Annotated in this window: 21 protein-coding genes; 11 read left to right on the top strand and 10 right to left on the bottom strand. The window is 68.5% G+C overall.

Annotated elements, in window-relative coordinates:
* Nucleotides 1–117 precede the first annotated feature (117 nt).
* Both ACZ9GM_RS08870 and ACZ9GM_RS08865 read left to right on the top strand, forming a co-directional pair.
* The gene (locus ACZ9GM_RS08870) at nt 118–717 is read left to right on the top strand and encodes a sigma-70 family RNA polymerase sigma factor (RefSeq protein ID WP_291474050.1); all 600 of its coding nucleotides are present in this window, start codon (nt 118–120) and stop codon (nt 715–717) included.
* Nucleotides 714–1,550 (top strand): hypothetical protein, encoded by an 837-nt coding sequence (locus ACZ9GM_RS08865; protein WP_291474049.1) that lies wholly within the window; start codon nt 714–716, stop codon nt 1,548–1,550. The genes ACZ9GM_RS08870 and ACZ9GM_RS08865 overlap by 4 nt, the downstream gene beginning before the upstream one ends.
* A 22-nt stretch (nt 1,551–1,572) precedes the next feature.
* Here ACZ9GM_RS08865 and ACZ9GM_RS08860 read toward each other — a convergent pair whose 3' ends face one another.
* Entirely contained in the window at nt 1,573–1,992 is a 420-nt protein-coding gene (locus ACZ9GM_RS08860; protein WP_291474048.1) for a DUF5319 domain-containing protein, read from the bottom strand.
* Nucleotides 1,993–2,127: 135 nt separating this feature from the next.
* Between ACZ9GM_RS08860 and guaB the strand changes: the two genes are divergently transcribed.
* From guaB to guaA, 3 genes are read left to right on the top strand one after another with little or no spacing between them, the layout of a single operon-like run.
* Nucleotides 2,128–3,657, top strand: a complete 1,530-nt coding sequence (gene guaB, locus ACZ9GM_RS08855) for an IMP dehydrogenase (RefSeq protein WP_291474047.1) — start codon at nt 2,128–2,130, stop codon at nt 3,655–3,657.
* A gap of 27 nt (nt 3,658–3,684) precedes the next feature.
* Nucleotides 3,685–4,842, top strand: a complete 1,158-nt coding sequence (locus ACZ9GM_RS08850; protein WP_291474046.1) for a GuaB3 family IMP dehydrogenase-related protein — start codon at nt 3,685–3,687, stop codon at nt 4,840–4,842.
* A 52-nt stretch (nt 4,843–4,894) separates the two neighbouring features.
* Nucleotides 4,895–6,484, top strand: coding sequence for a glutamine-hydrolyzing GMP synthase (gene guaA, locus ACZ9GM_RS08845; protein WP_291474045.1), 1,590 nt, complete (start codon nt 4,895–4,897; stop codon nt 6,482–6,484).
* A gap of 31 nt (nt 6,485–6,515) precedes the next feature.
* Here guaA and ACZ9GM_RS08840 read toward each other — a convergent pair whose 3' ends face one another.
* On the bottom strand, nt 6,516–6,953 hold the full coding sequence (locus ACZ9GM_RS08840; protein ID WP_291474044.1) for a hypothetical protein: 438 nt from the start codon (nt 6,951–6,953) through the stop codon (nt 6,516–6,518).
* Between the two features lie 411 nt (nt 6,954–7,364).
* On the opposite strand from ACZ9GM_RS08840, the gene ACZ9GM_RS08835 reads away from it, so the two are divergent.
* The 3 genes from ACZ9GM_RS08835 to ACZ9GM_RS08825 are packed head-to-tail and all read left to right on the top strand — an operon-like array spanning nt 7,365 to nt 11,070.
* Nucleotides 7,365–8,102 carry a hypothetical protein gene (locus ACZ9GM_RS08835; RefSeq protein WP_291474043.1) on the top strand — a complete coding sequence of 246 codons (738 nt, stop codon included), beginning with the start codon at nt 7,365–7,367 and terminating at the stop codon, nt 8,100–8,102.
* The gene (locus ACZ9GM_RS08830; RefSeq protein ID WP_291474042.1) at nt 8,099–9,733 is read left to right on the top strand and encodes a Y-family DNA polymerase; all 1,635 of its coding nucleotides are present in this window, start codon (nt 8,099–8,101) and stop codon (nt 9,731–9,733) included. The genes ACZ9GM_RS08835 and ACZ9GM_RS08830 overlap by 4 nt, the downstream gene beginning before the upstream one ends.
* A gap of 11 nt (nt 9,734–9,744) precedes the next feature.
* Nucleotides 9,745–11,070, top strand: a complete 1,326-nt coding sequence (locus ACZ9GM_RS08825; protein WP_476037671.1) for a sucrase ferredoxin — start codon at nt 9,745–9,747, stop codon at nt 11,068–11,070.
* A gap of 2 nt (nt 11,071–11,072) precedes the next feature.
* Here ACZ9GM_RS08825 and ACZ9GM_RS08820 read toward each other — a convergent pair whose 3' ends face one another.
* The 4 genes from ACZ9GM_RS08820 to ACZ9GM_RS08805 all read right to left on the bottom strand — a co-directional run bounded on the left by ACZ9GM_RS08820 (nt 11,073) and on the right by ACZ9GM_RS08805 (nt 14,520).
* On the bottom strand, nt 11,073–11,744 hold the full coding sequence (locus ACZ9GM_RS08820; RefSeq protein ID WP_291474040.1) for an AMIN-like domain-containing (lipo)protein: 672 nt from the start codon (nt 11,742–11,744) through the stop codon (nt 11,073–11,075).
* 144 nt (nt 11,745–11,888) lie between these two features.
* Nucleotides 11,889–12,584, bottom strand: a complete 696-nt coding sequence (locus ACZ9GM_RS08815) for a methionine ABC transporter permease (RefSeq protein WP_291474039.1) — start codon at nt 12,582–12,584, stop codon at nt 11,889–11,891.
* Complete coding sequence (locus tag ACZ9GM_RS08810) at nt 12,581–13,615, bottom strand: methionine ABC transporter ATP-binding protein (protein ID WP_476037670.1); 1,035 nt, start codon at nt 13,613–13,615, stop codon at nt 12,581–12,583. Before ACZ9GM_RS08810 ends, ACZ9GM_RS08815 begins: the two co-directional genes overlap by 4 nt.
* Nucleotides 13,615–14,520, bottom strand: a complete 906-nt coding sequence (locus ACZ9GM_RS08805) for a MetQ/NlpA family ABC transporter substrate-binding protein (RefSeq protein ID WP_476037669.1) — start codon at nt 14,518–14,520, stop codon at nt 13,615–13,617. Before ACZ9GM_RS08805 ends, ACZ9GM_RS08810 begins: the two co-directional genes overlap by 1 nt.
* 152 nt (nt 14,521–14,672) lie before the next feature.
* Between ACZ9GM_RS08805 and ACZ9GM_RS08800 the strand changes: the two genes are divergently transcribed.
* The gene (locus ACZ9GM_RS08800; RefSeq protein WP_476037668.1) at nt 14,673–17,936 is read left to right on the top strand and encodes an error-prone DNA polymerase; all 3,264 of its coding nucleotides are present in this window, start codon (nt 14,673–14,675) and stop codon (nt 17,934–17,936) included.
* Nucleotides 17,937–18,039: 103 nt separating this feature from the next.
* On the opposite strand, the gene ACZ9GM_RS08795 is transcribed toward ACZ9GM_RS08800, so the two are convergent.
* A complete protein-coding gene (locus tag ACZ9GM_RS08795) occupies nt 18,040–19,014 on the bottom strand; it encodes a MinD/ParA family ATP-binding protein (RefSeq protein ID WP_291474036.1) in 975 nt (324 codons plus the stop codon).
* Between the two features lie 217 nt (nt 19,015–19,231).
* Here ACZ9GM_RS08795 and ACZ9GM_RS08790 point away from each other — a divergent pair, with 217 nt between their 5' ends.
* Nucleotides 19,232–19,681 (top strand): hypothetical protein, encoded by a 450-nt coding sequence (locus tag ACZ9GM_RS08790; RefSeq protein ID WP_476037667.1) that lies wholly within the window; start codon nt 19,232–19,234, stop codon nt 19,679–19,681.
* Here the strand turns inward: ACZ9GM_RS08790 and ACZ9GM_RS08785 are convergent.
* Nucleotides 19,641–20,993: a lipase family protein gene (locus ACZ9GM_RS08785; protein ID WP_476037666.1), complete on the bottom strand. Its 1,353-nt coding sequence runs from the start codon at nt 20,991–20,993 to the stop codon at nt 19,641–19,643. The genes ACZ9GM_RS08790 and ACZ9GM_RS08785 overlap by 41 nt on opposite strands.
* 114 nt (nt 20,994–21,107) lie before the next feature.
* On the opposite strand from ACZ9GM_RS08785, the gene ACZ9GM_RS08780 reads away from it, so the two are divergent.
* Nucleotides 21,108–22,202, top strand: coding sequence for a CE1 family esterase (locus tag ACZ9GM_RS08780; protein WP_291474034.1), 1,095 nt, complete (start codon nt 21,108–21,110; stop codon nt 22,200–22,202).
* A gap of 18 nt (nt 22,203–22,220) precedes the next feature.
* On the opposite strand, the gene ACZ9GM_RS08775 is transcribed toward ACZ9GM_RS08780, so the two are convergent.
* Together ACZ9GM_RS08775 and ACZ9GM_RS08770 are read right to left on the bottom strand one after the other, a co-directional pair.
* Nucleotides 22,221–23,573, bottom strand: coding sequence for a C1 family peptidase (locus tag ACZ9GM_RS08775; protein ID WP_291474155.1), 1,353 nt, complete (start codon nt 23,571–23,573; stop codon nt 22,221–22,223).
* Nucleotides 23,574–23,619: 46 nt separating this feature from the next.
* The gene (locus ACZ9GM_RS08770) at nt 23,620–25,020 is read right to left on the bottom strand and encodes a C1 family peptidase (RefSeq protein WP_476037665.1); all 1,401 of its coding nucleotides are present in this window, start codon (nt 25,018–25,020) and stop codon (nt 23,620–23,622) included.
* Between the last annotated feature and the right edge of the window lie 40 nt (nt 25,021–25,060).

Genomic DNA, 25,060 nt, shown 5'->3' with positions numbered 1-25,060 from the left:
TGTCGGGCGTTCGCTCAGTGTTCGTACGGTGCCGTTCCACAGCCGGACCTGTGGTAATTTTCACCGGTGGCCCTGTCATGAGAGGGGGCGTTGAGGGCGACAGACGAAGACAGGACGATGAAAGCTACTGACGACACGGACGAACAGCTCTCGCGGCTGGTCCCGTCAGCGGTGAACGGGGACCGGAGAGCACTCCAGCAGGTCATCGACATCATCCATCCTGCTGTCCTCCGCTACTGCCGCCTGCGCATCCCCGCCACGCGGTACCCCACCCCTGAGGACCTCACCCAGGAGATCTGCCTCGCCGTGGCGAAGGCCCTGCCCGGGTACAGGGAGGAGGGGCGCCCCTTCATGGCCTTCGTCTACCGCATCGCCGCGAACAAGATCGTGGACGCCCGCCGCTCCCAGGGACGCGACCTGTCGGTGCCCACCGACGAGATCCCGGACAATGAAGTCACACAGGACACCCCGGAAACGCTGACACTTGACCGGAGTTCGTGTAACGAAGTCTCAGACCTGCTCGATGTGCTGGGAGAGAAGGCGCGCAGGATCGTCTCCCTCAGGGTCTTCGGCGGTTACTCCGCCGAGGAGACCGCAGCCATGGTCGGCTCGACGGCCGGAGCGGTGCGAGTCGCACAGTTCCGGGCGCTGGCGAAGATGCGGGCGGTCCTTGAGGAACGTGACGGCGGGCACGAGGATGCGAGGACACAGGAATGAACGACCGGGACATGGAGAGCGTGAACGGCGCCGGAGATGCCGACGCCGTCATCAGGCTCGACAGGCTGCTGGACGCAGTTGCCGCGGGGGAGCGACCCGAGACCGATGACCGGCTTCTCGGTCTGCTCGCTGACGCCCGTGCGGAGCTGGACGCGGCGGACACCGCCGCCCCGGTGACCCCGCCGGACATCAACGCCCTGCTGGACGCTGATGCGGCGGTCACCCCGATCGACTCTGGGCGTCACCGTCGCGGCCTGGGGTTCACCGGCCGTGCTGCGGCGGCCGGCGGTATCTCGGTCACCGGCATGGTGATCGCCGGTGGTGTGGCCGCAGCCATCGCCGTCGGTGGATTCGGTGTCGCCGCCTACCACGGTGCGATCCCGGGCATCCCCGCCCGCAACGAGGTCGTCGATGGGCGGCAGAACCACCCGGAGGATGAGACGGTCGTGGGGTCCGGGTCCGAGCGGTCCTCGACCCCCGGTGCGTCCTCGTCCTCCGCGTCCGAGTCCGCGAGCGATGAGCCCTCGGAGTCCGGGACCACCAGTGCCACGGAGAGCGACGGCTCGTCCACCGGCACGGAGAGCAGCACGGACCCGACCGAGGGCGGCGGGACCACGGAGCCCACTGAAGGAACGGACGAGTCCGGGGAGCCCAGCGACCCGGACGGGACGGAGGCCCCCGGCGAGGGGGAGGACCCTACCTGGACTGAGCCGGAGACGCCGGGTGGGACGTCCGACGCCGACGTGCCGTCGGAACCGGGCGTTCCCTCGACCGACAAGGTCGACGACGGCACCACCGGCCAGGCTGCGGCCGGGGCCATCGCCGGCTCCTAGTCGCAGCAGCAGGGGAGGGGGATCAGAACCGGAACCGGGGGTTGCTGGCCCGGTGCTCCTGCTCGATCCAGTCGACGGCGTCCGCGTAGCCGGCGCAGTACTCCCAGGACACGTAGAAGTCCGGGTCGGGGGCGGCGCCGGGTTCGTGGACCGGGACGGCGTCCCCGCTGAGGAGGGTGGAGATGTTGGCCAGGATGATCGGCCAGTCGTAGTAGTGGAGCTCGTCGCAGTCGTCGCACAGCATCGAGATCCCGCGGACGCCGCGGGGCTCGAGCAGCTGGCGGAAGCGGCGGACATTGGTCAGGTCCTCCCGCAGCAGGGCCCGCTCCTCGTCGGAGACCGGCCCTTCGGGATAGTCGTCGTCGGGCTCCAGGAACGACGCCGGGTCATTCGGGTCCCCGGCGAAGGGGTCCGGAGGCATCAGCGCGTCATCGTAGTTCACACCGTCCACCGTACAGGTCTGCTCCGGCACCGCAGTAGAGGCAATGCTGGACGCGTGGACGCCGGGGGTTATTCTGGTGCGTACACGGTTGCGCGGGACCGGCGACAACCACGGATGCAGGAGGAACTCAAGGGCATGACCGACGCTCAGTACGTGACCACCGGAGGCGACGACCCGCGGAAGGTGGAGCTAGTCGGCCTGACATTCGACGATGTGCTGCTGCTTCCCGCGGCCTCGGACGTCGTCCCGTCCAATGTGGTCACGAAGACCCAGTTGACCCGCAACATCACCCTCAATGTGCCGATCATCTCCGCGGCGATGGACACCGTCACCGAGGGTCGGATGGCTGTGGCGATGGCCCGCCAGGGCGGCATGGGGATCCTGCACCGCAACCTGTCCATCGCGGACCAGGCGGAGCAGGTCGAGATCGTCAAGCGCAGCGAGGCGGGCATGGTGTCCGACCCGGTGACCTGCACCCCCGACATGACCATCGGCGAGGTGGACGCACTCTGCGGCCGTTACCGCATCTCCGGTCTGCCGGTCGTGGACGCCGAGGGCATGCTCGTCGGCATCTGCACCAACCGTGACATGCGCTTCGAGGAGGACTTCTCCGCGAAGGTCGCCGACGTCATGACCCCGATGCCGCTCATTGTCGCCGAGGAGGGCGTCTCCGCCGACGCCGCCCTGCGTCTGCTGAGCCAGCACAAGGTCGAGAAGCTGCCGATCGTCAACGGCGCGGGCAAGCTCACCGGCCTGATCACCGTGAAGGACTTCGCCAAGCGCGAGAAGTTCCCGAACGCCGCCAAGGACGGCTCCGGTCGCCTGCTGTGCGGTGCCTCCATCGGTACCGGTGAGGATTCCCTGCGCCGCGCCGGCACCCTCGTTGACGCCGGTGTGGACGCCCTGGTCGTCGACACCGCCCACGCCCACAACACCGGCGTGCTCGAGATGGTCGCCCGTGTGAAGAAGGAGTTCGGCGACAAGATCGACGTCATCGGCGGCAACCTCGCCACCCGTGGCGCGGCCGAGGCCATGATCGAGGCCGGCGCGGACGCCCTCAAGGTCGGTATCGGCCCAGGCTCGATCTGCACCACCCGCGTTGTCGCCGGCGTCGGTGCCCCGCAGATCACCGCGATCCTCGAGGCTGCGGTGCCCGCCCGGAAGGCCGGCGTCCCGATCATCGCCGACGGTGGCATGCAGTACTCCGGTGACATCGCCAAGGCGCTGGCCGCCGGTGCGTCCTCGGTGATGCTCGGCTCCCTGCTCGCCGGCACGACCGAGGCCCCGGGTGAGATCACCGTGGTCAACGGCAAGCAGTACAAGATGTACCGCGGCATGGGTTCGCTGGGTGCGATGAAGGGCCGTGGCCTGCACGGCGAGCAGCGTTCCTACTCCAAGGACCGCTACTTCCAGGCCGACGTCACCAGCGAGGAGAAGCTGGTGCCGGAGGGCATCGAGGGTCGTATCCCCTTCCGCGGGGACGCCGGAGCGATCGTCTACCAGATGGTCGGCGGCCTGCGTGCCGCGATGGGCTACACCGGGTCCCGTACCGTCGCCGAGCTCAATGACGCACACTTCGTGCAGATCACCGGCGCCGGTCTGCGCGAGTCCCACCCGCATGACATCACCATGACCGTCGAGGCCCCGAACTACTACCAGCGCTAACCAGGCGCGGATCAGAAGGATCACCACATGCAGGATCAGGTCAGCATCGGCATGGGCCGCACGGCCCGTCGGGTCTTCGGCCTCGACCAGGTCGACATCGTCCCGTCCCGTCGTACCCGCTCGTCCCATGACGTGGACACCACCTGGAAGATCGACGCCTACCGCTTCGATATCCCGGTGATGTCCCACCCGTCGGATGCCGTGGTCACCCCGGAGTTCGCGATCGAGTTCGGGAAGCTCGGCGGTCTGCCGGTCATCAACGCCGAGGGACTGTGGGGTCGCCAGGCCGACCTCGAGGGCGCGCTGGAGAAGGTCCGCACCGCGGCCGGTGGGGATGACCCGTTGGGCGTGCCGGAGCCGGACTTCGCCGCCCAGGCGGTGCTGCAGGAGCTGCATTCCGTCCCGGTGGACGCCGGTCTGCTCACCGAGCGCATCGCCCAGGTCCGTGACTCCGGTGTCACCTTCGGTGTGCGAGTCTCCCCGCAGCACGCCCGTGAACTGGCCCCGGCCCTGATCAGGTCGGGTCTGGACCTGCTGGTCATCCAGGGCACGCTGATCTCCGCCCAGCACGTCTACTCCGACGGTGAGCCGCTGGACCTGCGCGATTTCGTCGGTTCCCTCGATGCCCCGGTCATCGCCGGCGGCGTGGTGGACTACTCGACCGCCAAGCACCTCATGCGCACCGGTGTCGCCGGTGTCATCGTCGGTGCCGGCACCACGACGAACACCTCGACGCTGGGCATCGACGTGCCGATGGCCACCGCCATCTCGGACGCCGCGGCCGCCCGCCTGGATTACCTCGACGAGACCGGTGGACGCTACGTCCACGTCATCGCCGATTCCGAGCTGCAGTCCTCCGGCGACATCGCCAAGTCCATCGCCTGTGGCGCGGACGCGGTGTCCCTCGGTGCGCCGCTGGCCCTGGCGGAGAGCTCCGGCGGACACGGCTACTTCTGGCCGTCGGTCGCCGCCCACCCGCAGCTGCCCCGTGGCGAGGTCGACGCGGTCACCGGACTCTTCGGTTCCCCGTCCACGGACGCCCTGCCGCTGGAGAAGCTGCTCTTCGGTCCGACCGACAACCCCTACGGCCGGGAGAACCTCGTCGGTGGCCTGAAGCGGTCCATGGCCAAGTGCGGTTACACCGACCTGAAGAGCTTCCAGAAGGCTCCGCTGGTCGTGCGCTAGTCGGGTGACCTGGTAGCGGTCGGGGCGGGGGCGTCCGGTAAGGTGGGGGACCGTGACGCACCCAGAGAACCCCAGTACGCCGGGTAACCCACGCCCGGTCCTCGTGGTGGACTTCGGGGCCCAGTACGCGCAGCTCATCGCCCGCCGCGTCCGTGAGGCCCGGATCTACTCCGAGGTTGTCCCGCACACCATGTCCGCCGAGGACGTCGCCGCGAAGAATCCGGCGGCCCTGATCCTGTCCGGTGGCCCCTCCTCCGTCTACGCCGACGGCGCCCCTGCCCTGCAGCCCGGTCTGCTGGAGCTCGGCGTCCCGGTCTTCGGCATCTGCTACGGCTTCCAGGCCATGACCCATGCCCTCGGCGGTACGGTCTCGCAGACCGGTGACCGTGAGTACGGCCGCACCGATATCACCGTCGACGGTGGTTCGCTGCACACCGGTTTCGAGGGGACCCACAAGGTCTGGATGAGCCACGGGGACGCCGTCTCCGCAGCTCCGGAAGGCTTCGAGGTCACAGCGCACTCCGAGGGTGCCCCGGTGGCGGCCTTCGAGTGCCCGGCGAAGCAGATGGCCGGCGTGCAGTACCACCCCGAGGTGCTGCACTCCCCGCACGGCCAGGAGGTGCTGGCCCGCTTCCTCTACGAGACCGCCGGGCTGGAGCCGACCTGGACCGCCGGCAATATCGCCGAGCAGCTCATCGAGGCCGTCCGCGAGCAGGTCGGTCCGGAAGGACGCGCGATCTGCGGCCTGTCCGGTGGCGTGGATTCCGCCGTGGCCGCCGCTCTCGTCCAGCGTGCCATCGGCGACCGCCTGACCTGTGTCTTCGTCGACCACGGCCTGCTGCGTAAAGGTGAGCGGGAGCAGGTCGAGACCGACTTCGTCGCCGCGACCGGTGCCAAGCTCGTCACCGTCGACGAGCGCGAGGCGTTCCTGTCGAAGCTGGCCGGGGTCTCCGATCCGGAAGCCAAGCGTAAGGCCATCGGCGCGGAGTTCATCCGTTCCTTCGAGCGCGCCGTCGCCGGCGTCCTCGATGACGCCCCGGAGGGTGCCGGCGTCGACTTCCTCGTCCAGGGCACCCTGTACCCGGACGTCGTGGAGTCCGGTGGCGGTTCCGGTACCGCGAACATCAAGAGCCACCACAATGTGGGCGGTCTGCCGGACGACGTGGAGTTCACGCTCGTCGAGCCGCTGCGTCTGCTGTTCAAGGACGAGGTCCGTGCGGTCGGTCGCGAGCTCGGTCTGCCCGAGGTCATCGTCGGCCGTCAGCCCTTCCCCGGCCCGGGCCTGGGGATCCGCATCATCGGTGAGGTCACCGCGGAGCGTCTGGACATCCTCCGTGAGGCGGACGCCATCGCCCGTGAGGAGCTCACCGCCGCCGGCCTGGACAACACGATCTGGCAGTGCCCCGTCGTGCTGCTGGCCGACGTCCGCTCCGTCGGCGTCCAGGGTGACGGCCGTACCTACGGTCACCCTGTGGTGCTGCGTCCGGTGTCCAGTGAGGACGCCATGACCGCCGACTGGACCCGTGTGCCCTACGAGACGCTCGAGGTGATCTCCACCCGCATCACCAATGAGGTGGCCGAGGTCAACCGCGTGGTGCTCGACGTGACGAGCAAGCCGCCGGGAACCATCGAGTGGGAATGACGCGTCCGTGAGCTGACGCGTGTGGCCCGGGTCAGCTGCGGACGGGCAGCTTCTCGGCGTTCCGTGTGCCGTCGATGAAGGGGATGATCAGCCAGCTGTAGGCCGCGCCGACGACGGCGATGCCGAGGCCTGCGAACCAGTTGCCCAGCTCGAATCCGGGGACGAGCATGAGGGCGAGCCACAGTGGCAGCAGCGGGATGAGCTGGCTGAACTTCGTGGTGTAGCGGTGACCCCGGGACTCGACGGCCTTGCGCACGTCACGACGGTAGGGGTGGCTGAAGATCCACAGCAGGCCGGCGCCGAGGAAGCCGATGAGCAGGGCCGCCTGGACGGTGCGGTCCAGGGGCGTGGCGAGTGCGCCGACGCCGAGGCCGAAGAGTGCGGCTGCTCCGATCCTCAACTCGGTCGGGGTGTCCGGGACCGGTGCGGGGGTCGGGGTGACCTTTCTCTTCCGTGCCTTGTTCGCCATGCCCGGCAGTCTACCGGGTGGGCCCGGTGCTCAAGTGAGGTACGGGGAGGTGGGAGGTCAGCCAGCCGTTCATCGCGACCCAGGCAGGGACGGAACCTTCGGGCGTCCATCCGTTGGGGGTGGAGATTCCACCGGAGTTCTCGGGAGATCCCGGGCGGCCGGGTCGGTGGCGGCGGGTCCGATGCTGAGGCGTCGGGTGGCGCGGGCATGGTGTTCTCCTGAAACGGTTGAAAGTGCATGCGCCCCCGGAACCACGGACGATCCCCGACTGTGACAAGGGGGTTTGACGATGTATATCGAACGGGTGTTTGATGGTCTATACCGGCTGATACGGCACTGTCCGGCGCCCACGGTACAACGGTGGGGACTGCAAATCACCAGTTCAGAACAAGTGACAAGGAGGTTGTCGGCATGGTTGACGTGGCGGAGAAGGCAGATGCTCCACTCGCTGATGTGGTCGATGACCTGCGTCGTCGGATCACCCTCATCACCGGGGAGCCGCAGGCTGCTCCGACGCCCGGACCGCTGCAGGAGGTGACCCCCGTTGACCACCCGGTCTCCCCGGCGTCCGACGCTCTCGGCGTCCCCTCCTGGCTGGGACGCCACCTCACCCGCGGCGGCTTGCCCCGTGGTGCGGTCACCGACGCCGCCGACTGCCCCGCAGCCCTCATCGATGTCCTCGCCACGGTCACCGCGTCCGGCGGGTGCGCGGCCGTGGTCGGCTACCCGCAGCTCGCCCTCGCCGCGGTGGAGGCGGCCGGCGGGGACCTCGACCGGACTGTCGTCATCCCCGACCCGTCGCCGCACACCGGTGCAGTGCTCGGCACCCTTGTGGAGGGCCTGGACCTGGTCCTGCACCACACGGTGAAACCCGTGGCTCCCACCGCAGCCCGCCCGGTGGACGCCCGGTTGCGCCGCAGCAGCTGTGCTCTCGTGGTCATCGGTGGTTGGCCGGGAGCCCGACTGCACCTCGACTGGCGGGTGGACGGCGTCACCGGCCTGGGACGGGGCTCCGGACGGATCCGTGGTGTGACCCTCACCGGTCGGGCCCGCGGTCAGGGCCAGCCGCCGGTGAGCTTCCGGGAGAGTCTCGGCGGGTCCGTGACGCAGCCTGCGACATCCTCCCGTCTGCTGGAGCGTGCGCTGTGAGGACCATCGCACTGCGGTTCCCGGACTGGCCGGTGTACGTCATCGCCTGGGCGCAGGGCTGGGACCTGCTCGCTCCGGCGGCGGTGGTCGACAACCACCGGATCGCCGCAGCCAACAGGGCCGCCCGGCACGCCGGGGTGAAGGTCGGAATGAAGGCCCGGCACGCTCTCGGCGTCTGCCCGTCCCTGACCGTCGCCGAAGAGGACGCCGAGGCAGAGGCCACCGCCCATGAGGAGGTACTCACCGGCCTGGAGCAGGTCACCGCGTCGGTGGAGACGTTGCGTCCCGGACTGCTCGCTGTGCCCGCCGGGTCGCTGACCCGCTACTACGGCTCCGAGGAACAGGCGGTGGAACTGCTGGTGGACGCCGCCGCCCGTGCCGGTGTGGACTGTGTCCCCGGTGTCGCCGATGACCTGGTGACGGCCGTGTGGGCGTCCTTCACCGGGACTGTGCTCGCCCCCGGGGCGTCGGCGGCGTGGGTAGCCACGCAGCCGGTCGGCATTCTCACCGCAGAACCGGTACTCGGTGCGCCGACGGTGATGGTGGAGACCTTGTCCGACCTGGGCATCCGCACGCTCGCGGACTTCGCCGCCCTGCCGCGTCGCGATGTCGTCGGACGCTTCGGAGCGGACGCCGCCACCTGGCACCGTATCGCCGCGGGGGAACCCGAACGCACCGTCTCTCCGGTACAGGTCACCGGGCAGCCACAGGTCCACGTGGAACCGGATGAACCGGTGACTTCGACCGAGGCGGCCGCCTTCCTCGCCCGGCGGGCCGCAGCTCAACTGCACGCCGCACTCGCCGCCGCCGGGTCGGCCTGTCTGCGACTGTCGGTGACGGCCACGCTCGCGCCGCCGGAGAGCTACGCCGGGCCGGCCAGTGTGGAACGGCTGTGGCGGTGCCGGGAGCCGCTGGGGGAGGAGGACACCGCCCAGCGGATCCGGTGGCAGCTCGACGGGTGGCTGACCAGGGTCAACGGGCGCGGCGGCGGTAGTGACCACAGCAGTGACAGCAGTGACAGCAGCGACGGCACAGCGGACGCCGCAGGTATCCGTTCGGTCACCCTGATCCCGGTCGAGTGCGTCCCGGCCGGGGATGTCGTCGAGACCCTGTGGGGTGGACCAGACGACGGTATCCGTGCCGCCCGGGCCGCCGCCGCCCGGGCCCAGGCACTCATCGGTACCCGGGCGGTGCTGCGTCCGGTACACCGGGGCGGGTACACCGTCACCGGAGGTGTCGTCACCGTGCCCTACGGCGAGGAGGATCCCGAGGAGGTGCAGGCCCTGCCCACCCGGCACTGGGAGGGCGCGGTGCCTGCACCGTTGCCCGGGCTGCTGGCGTCCGGAGGCGGGAAGGTCCACCTGCTCGACGGGACCGGTGCGGAGGTGCAGGTCAGCGGACGTGGGCTGCTCAGTGCCGCCCCGGACCGGCTGGTGCGTGGTGATCGGAGTGACCGGGGAGGCAGGAGTGTGGCCGTCACCGGCTGGGCCGGACCGTGGCCGGTCGATGAACGCTGGTGGGACGCGCCCTCCGCCCGTCGCTACGCCCGGCTGCAGATCGCGACCGACGAACCCGGGGCGCATCTGCTGCTGTGCCGTGACAGTTCCTGGATCATCGAGGGGAGCTACTAGAATCTGCAGGTATGTCCACCATACGAAATCCCCGGTCAGGCACGTCGCAGTCGTGCTCCGACGTGACCGTGGAGCCGCTGCCCGGCACCGCCAAGTCCGGCGGCCTCATCCTCGCCCTGGAGTACACCCGCGGGTGGGGTAGGGACATCCTCGATGGCGAGGCGCTCGGTAAGGAACTCACCGGGCAGATCAAGCGGTACCTCAAGACCTACCGCGCCCAGCTGCAGTTCATCCGGCGTCCCGGCCGGGCCGGGCAGCAGGAGCGGGACCGCGTGGCCCTCTACATCGCCGACGCGACCGCCGAGCCTCCGACACTCGAGTACCTCGAACTGGGAAGCCCGGAGGATCTGCTGCAGGTCGACCTGTCCACGCCCGGCTCGGTGCCCGGGGCTGTGCGGGTCGACCACCCGCTGCTGCTGGTCTGCACCCACGGCAAGCGCGACATGTGCTGCGCGGTGAAGGGGCGTCCGCTGGCCGGTGGGCTGCACCGGGCCTATCCGGAGATCGCGTGGGAGTCCTCCCACACCAAGGGGCACCGCTTCGCCCCGTCGATGATCCTGCTGCCGTGGAACTACTCCTTCGGCACCCTCGACCTCCCCGGCGCGTCGGCCATGCTCGACGATGTCCTCGCCGGGCGACTCCCGGTCACCGGCAACCGTGGCCGTGGGACGCTCGACTCCCGAGCCCAGGTCGCCGAACTCGCCGTCGCCGCGGTGCTGGCTGAGGCGGGGGATCCTGCGGCACCCGGTGAGCTGCAGGTGGCGCCGTACCTGGAGTACAGCGAGCATCCGCTGGACGCTCCGGTCGCGTCGGAGGAACCGGAGCGGGCCACCACCCCGGCCACGTCGGCCACTGATACCCCTGACCCCGCAGAGACCTACGCGGCCGTCGCCGCGATGGTGCCCGAAGAGCTGCGCCGCCGGGCCGGGGAACTGATGACCCAGCGCATCGAGATGAAGATCACCGGACGCTACGAGGAACTCAAGGCGCTCAAGCGCCAGGGGTACTTCCAGCCCGTCTACGACTACGAGCGGGCGGTGAAGGAGGCCGCGGTCGCCCACGGCGTCTACGGCAGGTACAGCAGGTACGGGAAGTACAGCGCCTACGCGAGGACCGGTGTCGCCGGTGGGGCAGGGGAGCGGCGTCCCACGAAGAGCCGGAAGGACGCCCCGTTGTTGGTGGCGCGGGGAACTGGCGAGGACGCCCGCTCATGGCGGGTGACCCTGGAGTCGCAGCGCTGCTACCCGGTGATGTCCTCCTGCGGCGACAAGCCGAAGGAGGGGCGGTCCTGGGTCGCCACCGAGGTGGTGGAGCTGGCCGCTGACGTCACTGCCTGACGTCACCGCCTGATGTCGATGACCAGGCGGGTGGGGTCGTCCAGGGTGGTGGCGGAGATGTCGTCGAGTGTGATGTCGCCGTCGGTGAGGCCGATGACGAGGAGCTGGGTCCCCTCGAAGGCGCCCATGGCCTTCACTGAGGCGACGGAGCCTGCCGGGATGCCGGTGACCGAGGGCTCCACGCCGTTGTAGGTGATGCCGTGGACGGCGACGGTAAGTGCCTGGGCGCCGGTGTACTCCACAGGGAAGCCGGAACCGTCGGCGGTGGGGTTCTCGGTGAGACGCAGGGCGGAACCCGGGGTGCCGGTGCCGTCCATCTCGAGGACGATGCGGTCGTAGCCGTCGTGGGTGCCGGCGCGGACCTCGGTGATGTCGAGCCGGGTCCCGGGGCCGGGCATCGTGTCCTCAGGTGGCCCCTGGGATGGGGGAGAAGGTTCCTCGGAGTCGTCGGTGTCGTCACCGTCACCGGGATAGCCCGGGTTGTCTGTGGTGCCGGGGTCCTCCGGAGTGTCCGTCACCCTGTCCGTGACCGTCTGCGTCACGGTGTCGGTGGGGTCTGCGGTGGTGGTGGCGTCCCCGTCTGTCCCGTCGTCACCGGAACAGGCGAGGAGCCCACCGACGACCACCAGGGACGCGAGTGCCCCGGAGATTCTGGTCGGTCGGTAGATGTTCATGGTTTCCACGGTAGTTTCGCCGGCCATAGACAGGACACCCCCGGATACGGCCCCTGGTCAGGTCATGCCCACCGACAGCAGACAACCCCGCCGGGTCGGTGTGAACGACCTGGCGGGGTTGAATGCCGGAAGAAAACGGTTGCTCTAGCGGCGCATGATCCTGCGCGCCAGCCAGTTACCGAAGAGCTGCGCGATCTGGACGATGACGATGATCACGACCAGGGTCACGTAGGTGACGTTGTTGTCGAAGGCACGGTAGCCGTACTGGATGGCGAAGTCGCCCAGGCCGCCGGCGCCGACGTAGCCTGCCATGGCGGACATGTCGACGATGGCGATGAACATGAACGTCGCGCCGAGGATCAGCGGGCCGAGCGCCTCGGGGATGATCACCGTGAAGATGATCCGCAGCGGCGACGCGCCCATCGCCCGTGCCGCCTCGATCACACCGGGGTCGATGCTCACGAGGTTCTGCTCGACGATACGGGCGGCGCCGAAGGCGGCGGCGATGATGATCGCGAAAGTTGCGGCGTTGATGCCGAGGATCGATCCGACCACGACCTTCGTCAGCGGACCGAGGGCGGTCAGCAGGATGATGAACGGGACCGGCCGGACAATGTTGACCAGCACGTTGAGGGTCCAGAACGTCGGCCGGTTGGCCAGCACGCCGCCCTTGCGGGTGGTGTACAGCAGAATGCCGATGATCAGGCCGGCCAGACCACCGCCGACCAGACCCCAGATCGCCATGTACAGCGTCTCGCCGATGGCGTCCTGGAAGATGGGGGACAGATAGTCCCAGTCGGTGTCCTTGGCGAGCACGAGAGTGTCGAGAGTGTCAGTCATCGGATCTCCTCGATCTCGGTCGTGGTGGACAGGGCGCGGTAGAAGTTCTCCACGGCGTCCTTCCCGGCGTCATCCTCGGCGGTCATCCGCACGGTGAGACGACCGAAGGAGTGGGACTGCAGCGTGGTGACACCACCGTGGACGATGTTCACGGACACGCCCGCCCGCTCGACCTCGGAGACAGCGTGGAAGAATCCGGCGCCCTCCTTCATGGTGACCGTGAACAGACGTCCCACACCGGTGTTGAGGTCGGAGGCCTCCACGAGGTCCGGGGTGTTGCGCAGGGACGTGGCGACGAAGTTCGCCGCTGTGTCGGTCTGCGGGTTCGAGAAGACGTCGTAGACGCTGCCCTGCTCCACGACGCGGCCGTTCTGCATCACGACGACCGCGTCGGCGATGGTGCGGACGACCTCCATCTCGTGGGTGATGACCACGATGGTGATACCGAACTCCTCGTTGACCTTGCGCAGCAACTCCAGCACCTCGTGGGTGGTGGAGGGGTCCAGTGCGGAGGTCGCCTCGTCGGCGAGCAGCAGGGAGGGGTTGGTCGCCAGTGCACGGGCGATGCCCACACGCTGCTTCTGTCCACCCGAGAGCTGCTCGGGCCAGGACTTCCCCTTGTCGGCCAGGCCGACGAACTCGAGGAGCTCCTTCACCCGGGTCTCGCGCCCGGCCTTGTCCATGCCCCGCAGCTTCAGGGGGTAGGCGATATTACCGGCGACGGTACGGGAGGTCAGCAGGTTGAACTGCTGGAAGATCATCCCGATGTCGCTGCGGACCTCGCGGAGCTTGCGCTCGGAGTACCCGACGATGTTCTTGCCGTCGAGCAGGATCTCACCGTTGTCGGGGACGTCCAACCCGTTGATCTGACGGACCAGGGTGGACTTGCCGGCACCGGAGTAGCCGATGATGCCGACGATGGACCCGCCGGAGACGGTGATGGAGACGTCGTCGAGGGCGACGATCTCCTTCTTGCCCTGGCGGAACGTCTTGTTGACGTTCCGGAATTCTACTTCGGTGCCGGTGCTCATCAGTCCTCGCTGGTTCCCTGCTCGCGGAACTGCTCCTCGGTGTCCTCGAGGATCTTGTTGAGCTCGTCCTGGGACTTGCCGGTGACCTCGACGGCGGAACCGGAGGTGTCCTCCTGGACGGCCTTCTGGACCTCGGGGTCGTGGAAGATCTCGACGAGTTTGAGGTAGTCCTCGTTGTCGACGTCATCGGCGCGGGCGGCCCAGACGTTGATGTACGGGGCGGCGGCCTCGTCATCCGGGTCATCCTTGATGATCGCGTCATCCGGGGTGACGCCGGCGTTGATCATGAAGTTGTTGTTGATCGCGGCAATCGCACCGTCGTTGTAGGCGATGGCGGTCTGTTCGGCGGCAACGGCATTGACCTTCACCTTGGACTTGGCGGTGTCGATGTCCGCCGGTGTCGGGGCGACGACGTCATCGGACTTCAGGGTGACCAGACCGGCCTTCTCGAGCACGAAGATGGCACGGCCACCGTTGGTGTTGTCATTGGGGATGACGACCTCGCCGGCCTTCTCGATGTCCTCGACGGTCTTGGCCTCCTTGGAGTAGATGCCCATCGGGAAGATCTCGGTGGCGCCGAGGACCTTGAGGTCGGTACCGGACTCGACGTTGTACTGCGCGAGGAACTGGATGTGCTGGAACTGGTTGACGTCCAGGTCGCCCTCGTCCAGGGCCTTGTTCGGCATGTTGTAGTCGCTGAACGGTGTGACCTCCACGTCGAGGCCGGCCTCGGAAGCCTTCTCCTTGAAGACCTTCCACTGGCTCTGGCTGGCCTCGGTGGAGCCGATGACGATGGTTCCACTGTCGCTGTCATCGGACGCGCAGGCGGTGACCCCGGCGGTGAGGCCGAGGGTGACGGTGACTGCGGCCGCGGTGCGGATCAGCGGGTTGCGGCGGATGTGCATGGGTTCTCCTGTGCTGGTGATGCCGGAAACGTCAGTACCCGGACGGTGTCGGGACGATTGTAGTAGTAGTACCGCGTAATGAACCGCTCTGTCTAGTTGAGTTCCGTTCGAGGTGGACGGAAATCCGGCAGCTCCGCGCTAGTATCGAACATGTGAACGACCGTCCGCGCAGTTTCAGCAACCACGCAGCCCTCAGCTGGTCGCGGCTGGAGCGCCTGCTCTCCGGGAAGGACGCCGGCCCGCTCCACGCCGTCGGCTTCGGTGAGGGAGGACGCGAGACGTTGTGGAAGACACGGCAGGACGCCCCGGAGACGGCGTCCTCCACGATCCCCTTCGCCGAGCTCCATGCGGCAGGGTCCTACAACTTCCTCCGTGGTGCCGGTGAGCCCGACGACATGGTCGCCACCGCCCGACGTCTCGGTCTCACCGCCCTGGCCCTCGTAGACCGGGACGGCTTCTACGGTGCCGCCCGCTTCGCCACCGCCGCCGCTGAACAGGGGTTGGCCACCGTCTTCGGTGCCGAGCTCAGTCTCGACGGCACCGGGGACAACATCGACACTGCACCGCTCACCGTCCTGTGCCGTGGCCAGGAAGGCTACCGGCGACTGTCCCACGTCCTCACCGACGCCCACCTCGGCACCGGCGGCCACCGCGACAAGGAGACACTGACCTACCCTGACCTGCCGGTCCTCGCCGCGCAGGCAGACGGCCACTGGCTCGTCCTCATCGACCACCGGAACCGGGACGCGGCGTCCCGCATCATCGACTCCTTCGGGACCGCACACTGCGTCATTGAACTGCAGCTCACCATGAGTCCGGCGGACGCCGACCGCAACGCCGCCCTCCACGACCTCGCCGTCTCCCACGGCCTGCGCGAGATCGTGTCGACCGCTGCCACCTGCCCGACCCCGGCGTCCTCCCGGCTGGCCGGGGCGAAGGCTGCGCTGCACGACCGCCTCGACGTCCATGACGCGGCACCTGTGACCCACCCGCTCGGCGGCTCCTGGCTGCACTCCGGCGAGGAGATGCTGGCGATGGCCGGAGACTGTGCCTGGCTGCGAGAGGCCGTGGCGACCAGTGTGGAGGTGGCCGCCGAGTGCACCTTCACCCTCAACCTCGTCGCCCCGGAACTGCCGCACGCCGACGTGCCCGAGGGATACACCGACATGGGCTGGCTGGTCGAGCTCACCCGCCGGGGAGGGGAGGAACGCTACGGCAGCCGGGCCGCCAATCCCCGCGCATGGGAGGTCATCGACCACGAACTGGAGGTCATCGAGGGCCTCGGCTTCCCCGGCTACTTCCTCATCGTCCACGGCATCGTCGACTTCTGCCGACGCTCCGACATCTTCTGCCAGGGCCGCGGCTCGGCGGCGAACTCCGCGGTCTGCTTCGCCCTCGGGATCACCAACGTGGACGCCGTCGCCGCCGACCTTCTGTTCGAACGGTTCCTCTCCCCGGAGCGGGACGGCCCGCCGGACATCGACCTCGACATCGAATCGACCCGCCGCGAGGAGGCCATCCAGTACGTCTACCGTCAGTACGGTCGCGACAACGCCGCCCAGGTCGCCAATGTCATCACCTACCGGCGCAAAGGTGCGTTGCGGGACGCCGCCCGGGCGCTGGGCCACGACCCCGGACGGGTGGACGCCTGGTCGCGCAAGGTGGAGGACCCGCCCGAGGTGGTCACCGACCTGGCGTCCCAGCTCGTCGACCAGCCCCGCCACCTCGGGATCCACTCCGGCGGCATGGTCATCTGCGATCGGCCGGTGGCTGACGTCGTGCCGGTGGAATGGGCGCGCAAGACCGACCGTTCGGTGGTGCAGTGGGACAAGGACGACTGTGCCGCCGTCGGCCTGGTGAAGTTCGACCTGCTCGGCCTCGGCATGCTCGAGGCGCTGCACCACTGTGTGGACCTTGTCGAGGAGACGACGGGGGAACGCATCGAACTGTGGCAGCTCACCCCGACCGACCCGGAGGTCTACGCCATGCTCTCGCGGGCGGACGCGGTGGGCGTGTTCCAGGTCGAGTCCCGTGCCCAGCTCGCGACCCTGCCGCGGCTGAAACCCCGGACCTTCTACGACCTGGTGGTGGAGGTGTCGCTCATCCGGCCCGGCCCGATCCAGGGCGGCTCGGTGCACCCCTACATCCGGCGACGCAACGGCGAGGAGGAGGTCACCTACGACCATCCCTGCCTGGAACCGGTGCTGAAGCGCACCCTGGGCATCCCGCTGTTCCAGGAACAGCTCATGCAGCTCGCCGTCGTCGCCGCCGGGTTCAGCCCGGCTGAGGCGGATACGCTGCGCCGCGCCATGGGCTCGAAGCGCTCACCGGAGAAGATGGAGCGGATGCGTTCCCGGTTCCTCGCCGGCTGTGCCGAGCTCAACGGCCTGGTCGGGGAGGTGGCGGAGCGGCTGTGGGACAAGATCATCGCCTTCGCGTCCTACGGTTTCCCGGAGTCCCACGCACAGTCCTTCGCCTCGCTGGTCTACTTCTCCGCCTGGTTCAAGTGCCACCACCCCGCGGAGTTCTGCGTGGCGCTGCTGCGCGCCCAACCCATGGGCTTCTATTCACCGCAGTCGCTGATCTCGGACGCCCGGCGCCACGGCGTCCCTGTTCTACCGGTGGACGTCAACGTCTCCGGTGTGGAGGCCGGTGTCGAGAAGGTGGAGGACGCCGGGAGCGACGCTGCGGTGTGGGCGATCCGCCCCGGGCTGGCATCCGTGCGTGGACTCGGGGACGAGGCGGCGTCTGACCTGGTGGAGGCCCGTGACCGGGTCGGTGAGTTCCAGACGGTCGCTGACCTGTCGCGTGAGGCCGGGCTGGGCGTGGACCGGGTCGTGGCACTGGCACGCGCCGGAGCCTGCGACTCCCTCGGGCTGACACGGCGTCAGGCGGTGTGGGCCGCGGGCCAGGCTGCGACGGAACGGCCCGGGATGCTGCCGGGGACGTCCGTGGCGTCGACCCCGGCGCTGCCGGGGATGAGTGCCTTCGAGCTGGCCGCGGCCGATATCGCCGCGACGGGGGTCACCACCGACGGGCATCCGGTGCGGCTGCTCCGGGAGCGGCTGGACGCCTGGCCGGGGCCGTTCCCTGTGGTGCCGGCGTCCTCGCTGCTGTCGGTGGAGGACGGACGCCGCATCCTCGTCGCCGGAGTGGTGACGCACCGGCAACGGCCGATGACCGCAGGTGGGGTGACTTTCCTCGGCATGGAGGACGAGACCGGGCTGGTCAATGTGATGGTGTCGCCGGGACTGTGGCGCTCGCAGCGTGAGGTGGCCTCGGGTGCGCGGATGCTCATGGTGCGCGGGATCGTGGAGAACGGCAACGGCGCGGCGACGGTGCGGGCCGACCGCCTCGAGGTGCTGGAGGCGGGGGAGGCCCAGGCCCTCGCCGGCCGCTCCCGCGACTTCCGGTGACGTGGGCTCCGTCATCGGATCAGAAAGGTGTCACCAGCCGGAACTGGTAACACTTTCCCTGACTGCGCTCTGACTGCATACGTGACTACGTGAGTCCAGCCGGTCACACTGCTGCGTGCCGGTGCCAGGACGCGAAGTCTTCCGCGACAACCGCCGCCAGCTCCCGGAACGCCGCCGTGGTCGCCGGCTGCAGCCGATCCAGGTCCACGACCGCGCCCTCGGACAGGTGCCGGTCGAAGGGCACCGTGCACACCGCCCGGGTGCGCGACTCGAAGTGTGTGGCCAGCACCCCCGGATCCACCGACGCCTGCCCCGGATGCGCCCCGGAGACCACGACGACAGCATTGGCGGCCAGTGTCCCGTGGCCGTGCGCCTCCAGCCAGTCGAGCGTCGCCTCGGCGGACTGCGCTCCGTCGAGCGCCGGCGACGTCACCAGTACCAGCGTGTGCGCCAGATCCAGCACCCCGGTCATCGCCGAATGCATCAGGCCGGTACCGCAGTCAGTGAGAATGATGTTGTAGTGGTGTTGGAGGATGTCGACGGTGCGCCGGTAGTCATCCTCACTGAAGGCCTCCGACACGGCCGGGTCCCGGTCGGAACCGATGACCTCCAACCTGCTCGACGCCTGGCTCATGCACGCCTTCACCTGCGGGTACCGCGAGGCGTCCGGAACTGCGAGCAGATCCCGGACCGTCGGCGCACCGTCCGTGTCCACGACCCGTCGGGCCAACGTCCCCAGGTCCGGGTTGGCGTCCACCGCCACGACCCGGTCACCGCGGGTGGAGGCGAAGATCCCGCCGAGCGCCACCGTGGTCGTCGTCTTGCCGACACCACCTTTGAGGCTCATCACGGCGATCCGGTAGTCGCCGCGCAGTGGCGTCCTTATCCTCTCCCGGAGTTCGCGCGCCTCGATCTGACGTTGCGACTCACCCGGATTCACCCGGCCACGTGACAGGCGGTGCAGCACACGCCGCCAACCGTCCGGCGGCGAAGCGTCCACCGCTCCCAAGAGCGCCTGCGAACCCAGCGCATCCGACACATTTCCCGACAAATCCCCGTTGCTTATTCCCCCGGTCATGTTCACGACCGTACCGTACAGTGATCGACAGGGAAAGCATTTCGGGGAAGAAACAGGAGAACGGGGAGCAGCGGAACCACGGGGTACCAGGGGACGGAACTGGACAGGCGGACCGGCCTGGAGCACCTCGCCCCGCTGCATGTGGTGCAGTGACCGCGACCGGTACGGCTCGAGGAGGTCGGGCGGAAGGCGACCTCCGAATCGGTGGCAGAGACACATGGGGCAGGTCAACGGCCTGTGGGTGCCGAAGCAGAATCTGCGGGACGCCACACTCGTCTCACTCGGCGCGCAGTCGCACCCATGTGGTCCGGCGAATGAGCCGGACGCGCTGACCAGGGCGAGGCTGTGCCATGTGCAGCATCCGCACTGGGTGGTGTCGGGGTGGACGGCGGTGGCGCAGCGGGGGCTGGAGTACTTCGTCGACGACGCGGATACCTCGGTACTGGCCGGTGGAGTCAGTACGGTCGCCGCGTCCTCGTCGGAGATCACCCGACGCCGGAAAGCACGCGCGCTCGGGCAGATCCCCACCTACCGCATCGACCCCGGAGTTCCGGGACCTGCAGGTGACGCCGCCGGTGCTGACCCTGATCCACTGCCTGAAGCCACTGTGGAACGGGGACCAACTCCTAGAACTGGCCGCAGTTGTTCGGTGCCGGGACGTCGTTGAAGCGGTCGTTGATGTACTGGAAACCGGTGCCGACCTGGGTGATCATCGGCACCGCGTGGTTGATGACGAACTTCGGCAGGATCGACGGGGTCTCGTCGGTCGTGAACTTCACGGTGCCACCGGAGGAGCAGTAGTCGGCGGCGGTGTCGCGGGCCTGGGACCAGGGGATGGTGTCGTCGTTGCGGCCGTTGACCATGAGCATCGGGGCGTTCAGCTCCCGCGAGCCCAGCTTGTAGTTGTCGTCGAGAAGCACAGAGCGCAGCCGCTCATCGTCACGGACGATCTCGGCGAAGGAACGGCCGTCCTTGGTCAGGGTGCGGGTGTCTCGCAGTGCCCAGTTGAAGACCGAGTTTCCGATGCACTCGTCTGCGGTGGAGGACATGAAACGCTTGCCCTCCGCATTGAAGTACTCATCCTGCAGGGGGGCGAGCTCCGGGTGACGGGCCATGGCGCCGTTGAGTGCGTAGCCGAGCACACCGGTGATCGCGTGCTGGTCGATAGCACCGGCGACGGACTCGAGGTCGGCCGGCGGGGCACCGGCGAAGGTGCCCTTGACGTTCAGCTCCGGAGCGTAGGACGCCGCGTGCTCGGCGGCACCGGCGGCAGCACCACCACCCTGGGAGTAGCCGTAGAAGGCGACCGGGGAGTCGGCGGGAGCACCGGAGTGGGCGAGGCCGGCGCGCGCGGCGTCGAGGACGGCGTGGCCCTCCTCAGTGTGGTTGACGTAGGTGTGCTGGCCCGGGGTACCGAGGCCGATGAGGTCGGCGACGATGACGCGGTAGCCCATGGCGGAGGCGGCGGCGTAGAAGGGGTACTCGTAGTTGAGGTTCACCGCGGCGTTGGACAGGTTGACCCCGGCGAACTGGGCACCTGCACGGGAGGGGGCACAGTCGTCGCCGGCACCGCGGGTGCCCGGGGCGAAGACGATGGTGGGGGTCGGACCCTTACCGGTCCACTGTCCGGTGGGTTCCAGGACCACACCACTGGTGGCGACCTTCTCACCGTCCTGGGTGGTGGAGGTGTACAGGATCTTGTCGGCCCGACCCGGGGCGTCCCCCACGTCGAAAGCGTCGAGCAGCTGCGGGGCGAACTGCGAGCGGATCAGCGACCCCGGGGTATCGGGGATCTCGGAGGGTGGAGTGTAGAAGGAGTCGGACGCGGGCTGCGCGATGGACGGGTCGGCGTCCACCATCGACGGTGGGACGCCCGGGGCGGCGACGGCGCCACCTGCGGCGGCGACGGTGCCGAGGGCGAGGGCGGTGACGGCGGTGGCGGAGAGGACAGCGGCGGAGGACCGGCGGAAGATGCTCATGAGAGGAATAATATAGTGTTCGAAATCACAATGTCCGCATAATGAACAGAATGCTCTCACCAGGTCTGAGCGTGGCACGTTGACCTGGCACCGGTGAGTCGATAGAACGGTGGGGTGTACCCCACTCACCGCCCTTCCTGCCCAGGACTCCGCAACCGTCGCCTCCGGATCTCCGGGGGCGTCCTCGCGCTCGCCCTCACGGCGGGGGTGGCCGTCGTCTCCTCGCAGTCGGCGGTCGGGGAGGCCCCGGAAGTGCTGGACTCCTACCGGAACCAGCGGATCGCCGAGTCCGCCGCCATCACCGGCTCGGACAATACGACGACCGGTGCCGCAGAAGCACCGATCGGTGAGGGGAAGAAGCTCGACGGCCCCGCCCCCGGCGACTCCACGACGATCACGCTGCACAGTGGTGACAGGGACCGCACCGCGATCCTCTCGGTACCGAAGGACTACTACCCGAACACGCCGACCCCGGTGCTCTTCGCCTACCCGGGCTACAACCAGACCGCGGCCGACATGCAGAAGTTCGCCGCACTGGACAAGTTGCCGGCGATCGTCGTCTACATGCAGGGCGTGGGGGACGCCTGGGAGGGCGCGCCCTACGCGAAGACCTCCGACGGTGAGGATCTCGGCTTCACCAAGGACATGCTCGCTGCGGTGAACAGCACCTACAACGTGGACGCCTCGCGGATCTACGCCACGGGCATGTCCAACGGCGGCGGGTTCGCGGCGAAGCTGGCGTGCCGTGCCCCCGAGATCTTCGCGGCGACGGCCTCGGTCTCCGGCGCCTACTACCCGGGCACCGGCGGCAACTGTGAGAATCCGGCGACCTCTTTCCTGGACATCCACGGGGTGCAGGACGAGACCATCGGGTACGCGGGAGGAAGCCGGCACGGCACGACCTACCAGCCGGCCCGCGAGCGGGCGGAGGCGGTCGCTGCGCGCAACGGCTGTTCCCCGGACCCGGTGTCCACGGCCCTGGCCGGTGACGTGCGCCGGGTGCAGTGGCCGATGTGCCGGAGCGGACGCGACGTGGTCCACCTCCGGGTCGGCGACGGTGGACATACCTGGCCAGGTGACTCGACGGGCACCTCCGGCGGTGCAGAGGGGACCGCTGCCAGTGACACCGCGGAGGCGACGAGTTACTCGCTGGACGCCACGACCGAGGTCTGGGCGTTCGTCAGCTCGCACCGGCTCGCCGCGCGCTAGCCGGAGCGCTGGAAACAGCTAGTCGGCCAGCGCCCCCATCGGGTCCCATGCGGGCAGCACATGCGGGGTGGCGTCGGAGGCCCAGGCGTCCCGGTACTCCTGCGGCAGCCGGTCGGGGTGGACGGCGATGACGAAGACGTACTCGTCGAACCATGAGCTGCCCGGAGTGTCGTTCATCGTCCAGAAGCCCTTGTCGGCGTTCTTGGAACCCCAGGAGTTCTCCACACGCCACTTGACCGGGGTACCGGATTCGTCGAGGTCCACGCCGGTGATGACCATGGCGTGGGTCATCAGTGATTCGCCGGTGAGGACACGGGCCTGCTTGTCGAGCGCCTCCACACCGAGTTCCACCTGGTAGAAGCCGGTGTAGTCGTGAAGGTGTGCGTCCCAGACGCCCTTGTCGCGGTCGGACTGGGCGACGGTGTCACAGCCGAACCAGACGGGGCGTCCTTCCTGGAGCGCGGCGACCGCGGCGTCCTTGAGGACGGAGGACGGGGCGTTGAGATAGGTGACCGGGGCGGCGCCGACGACATTGCCGAGGTACTCGACGGTGAATTTCTCGCCGTAGGGGGAGGAGTCGCGCGGGTCGTTGACCAGGCAGACGTACTCGCCGAGGTCGGCGGGCACGTACTTCGCCGCGAACTCCAGCGGGGTGAGCGTGCCCTCGCGGTGGAACTCGTCGTTCTTGTCGCGGTACTGCCAGACGAACTCCTCCGGCGGGACGCCCAGGTGGGCGGTGAGGATCCGGTGGACCTCACCGAGCGCGGCGCGGTGAGCGGTCGCCCCGTCACCACCCTCGGCGATCTCGGCGCGGATCCGCAGCGCGCCGGTGCGGGTGGCGGTGGAGATGTCGCGGTTCATCTTCGCGGTATGCGAGGACGACCAGGTCTCCGGCATGGCGTACTTCGGGACGATGCCGTACTTCTCGACCAGCGCGACGAACATGTTCCACTGCCCGCCGTCCTCGGCCGGGTGGTCCAGCAGGTGCTGGACAGTCCGGTCGTCGAGCGGTCGGTCAGCGAGCTCGACCATCGCGGTGAGCAGGTAGTTCGCTTTCTCCAGTTTGTCCCAGTAGTGCAGCCAGGACTGCGAGTACTCGAGGTCCTTGATGCCGGTCTCGTCCATGGCGTCGCCGCGCACGGAGTTCAGTCCGGCGAACAGCCAGCACCGACCGGAGCGCTGCTGGTCGGCGACGGTCCACTGGTCCAGCTTCACCGACATGGAGTGGTCGGCGGACGCCAGGATCTCCCGGTCGAGGGTCAGTTTCTGCACGTCCGCGGCCGTCGCGGCATTACGGGCGACCCTCCAGGACGCGTCGGACGCCAGGTCCGCGGCGAATCCGGCGAGGGTGTCTGTGTTGATTCCGTTCATCTTCTCACTCTTCTCACTCTTCTCACTCATCACCACTCATCACCACTCAGGCCATCGCATCCCAGATCGGCAGGACAGTGGTCTCGCCACGGTCCAGGGCGTCGAGGCCGGGGAAGTCGTCCCCGAGCAGTCGACGGTGGACGGCGATCTGGAAGACGTTGTCGTCGAACCAGGCGTCCTTCATGGTGCCGTAGCCCTTCATCGAGCCGGCGCCGGCGAGCTTGGCGTGCCCACCGTGACTCTTCGTGCCCCAGGAGTTCTCGACGCGCCAGGTTCCGGCCTCGTTGTCGTAGCCGGTGAGCACCATGCCGTGGGTCGGCAGGGATTCCCGGGAACGCATCTGGTCGGCCTTGGTCGTGCCGGGTCCGGAGACCGTGGTGGTGCCGTAGAGGGCGTCGCGTTCGTAGAGGTCGGCGGACCAGATGCCCAGGGCGGCAGCGAACTGACGGTTGACGTCACAGGCGAACCACACCGGCTCGCCGGCGTCGATGCTGGCCTTCGCGATGCGCTTGAGCTCGCTGACCTCGGCATTGATGAAGGAGGTGTCCGCCGTGCCCCACATGTTGGTCTCCTCGGCGACGCTGTACGCGGCACCGTAGGGGTTCTCCTCGCGGGGGTCGTTGACCAGGCAGACGTAGTTCTCCAGTCCGCCGGTGAACTCCTCGGAGAGCACCCGGTCCCGGAACTCGAGCGGGGTGAACTCTCCTTCGCGGTGGAACTCCTTGTCTTTGTCGCGGTACTGCCACACGAACCTCTCCGGGGGAAGGCCCAGGTGGGTGGCGAGGACGCGGTGGGCGTCCTTCAACCCGGCATCGATGATCGGCTCGGTGGTCCCGGCGCTGACAGCGTCTCCGGCGGCGAGGACGGCGTCCCGGATCTTCCAGGCGGTGGCGCGCAGCACGGTCTGCAGCCGGGCGTCCATCTGCCCGGTGTCGCCGGAATTGAAGGTCTCGCCCATCGCCTCCTTGGGCACGACACCGTACTTGCCGATGAGGTTGACGAGGTAGTTCCACCATCCGCCGTCGTCCGCGGCGTGGGACAGCAGGCTGTTGACCAGACGGTCGTCGGGGTCGGTGACGCCGGAACGGAAGAGTTCGTCGAGGCGTCGCAGCGCGTGGTTGGACTTCTCGATCTTGTCGTAGAACTGGAGGTAGGTTTCGGAGAACTCGAAGTCCTCGACATTGAGGCTCTCGGCGACGCGGTGGCGGAAGACATTGAGCCCGGCGAACATCCAGCAGCGGCCGGACTGCTTCTGGTCGGTGACGCCCAGGGAATCGAGCTTCACCTCGGTCGTCGGGTCAACGGCGGTGACCGCAGCCCGGTTGAGGGTGACACTGTCAATGTCTGTCGAGGTCACGGCATTGGTTGCGACGCGCAGCGCAGGGTCGGACGCCGCGGCGTCACGGAGTTCCGTGAGCACCCCGGCAGAGAGGGAGAAATCAGGCATGTGTCCGTTATACGCGCTGCAGGGCCCGTCGGCCGGGTTT

Source organism: Corynebacterium sp. UD i78, assembly GCF_056280545.1.
This window is presented reverse-complemented; position numbering and strand designations above follow the sequence as displayed.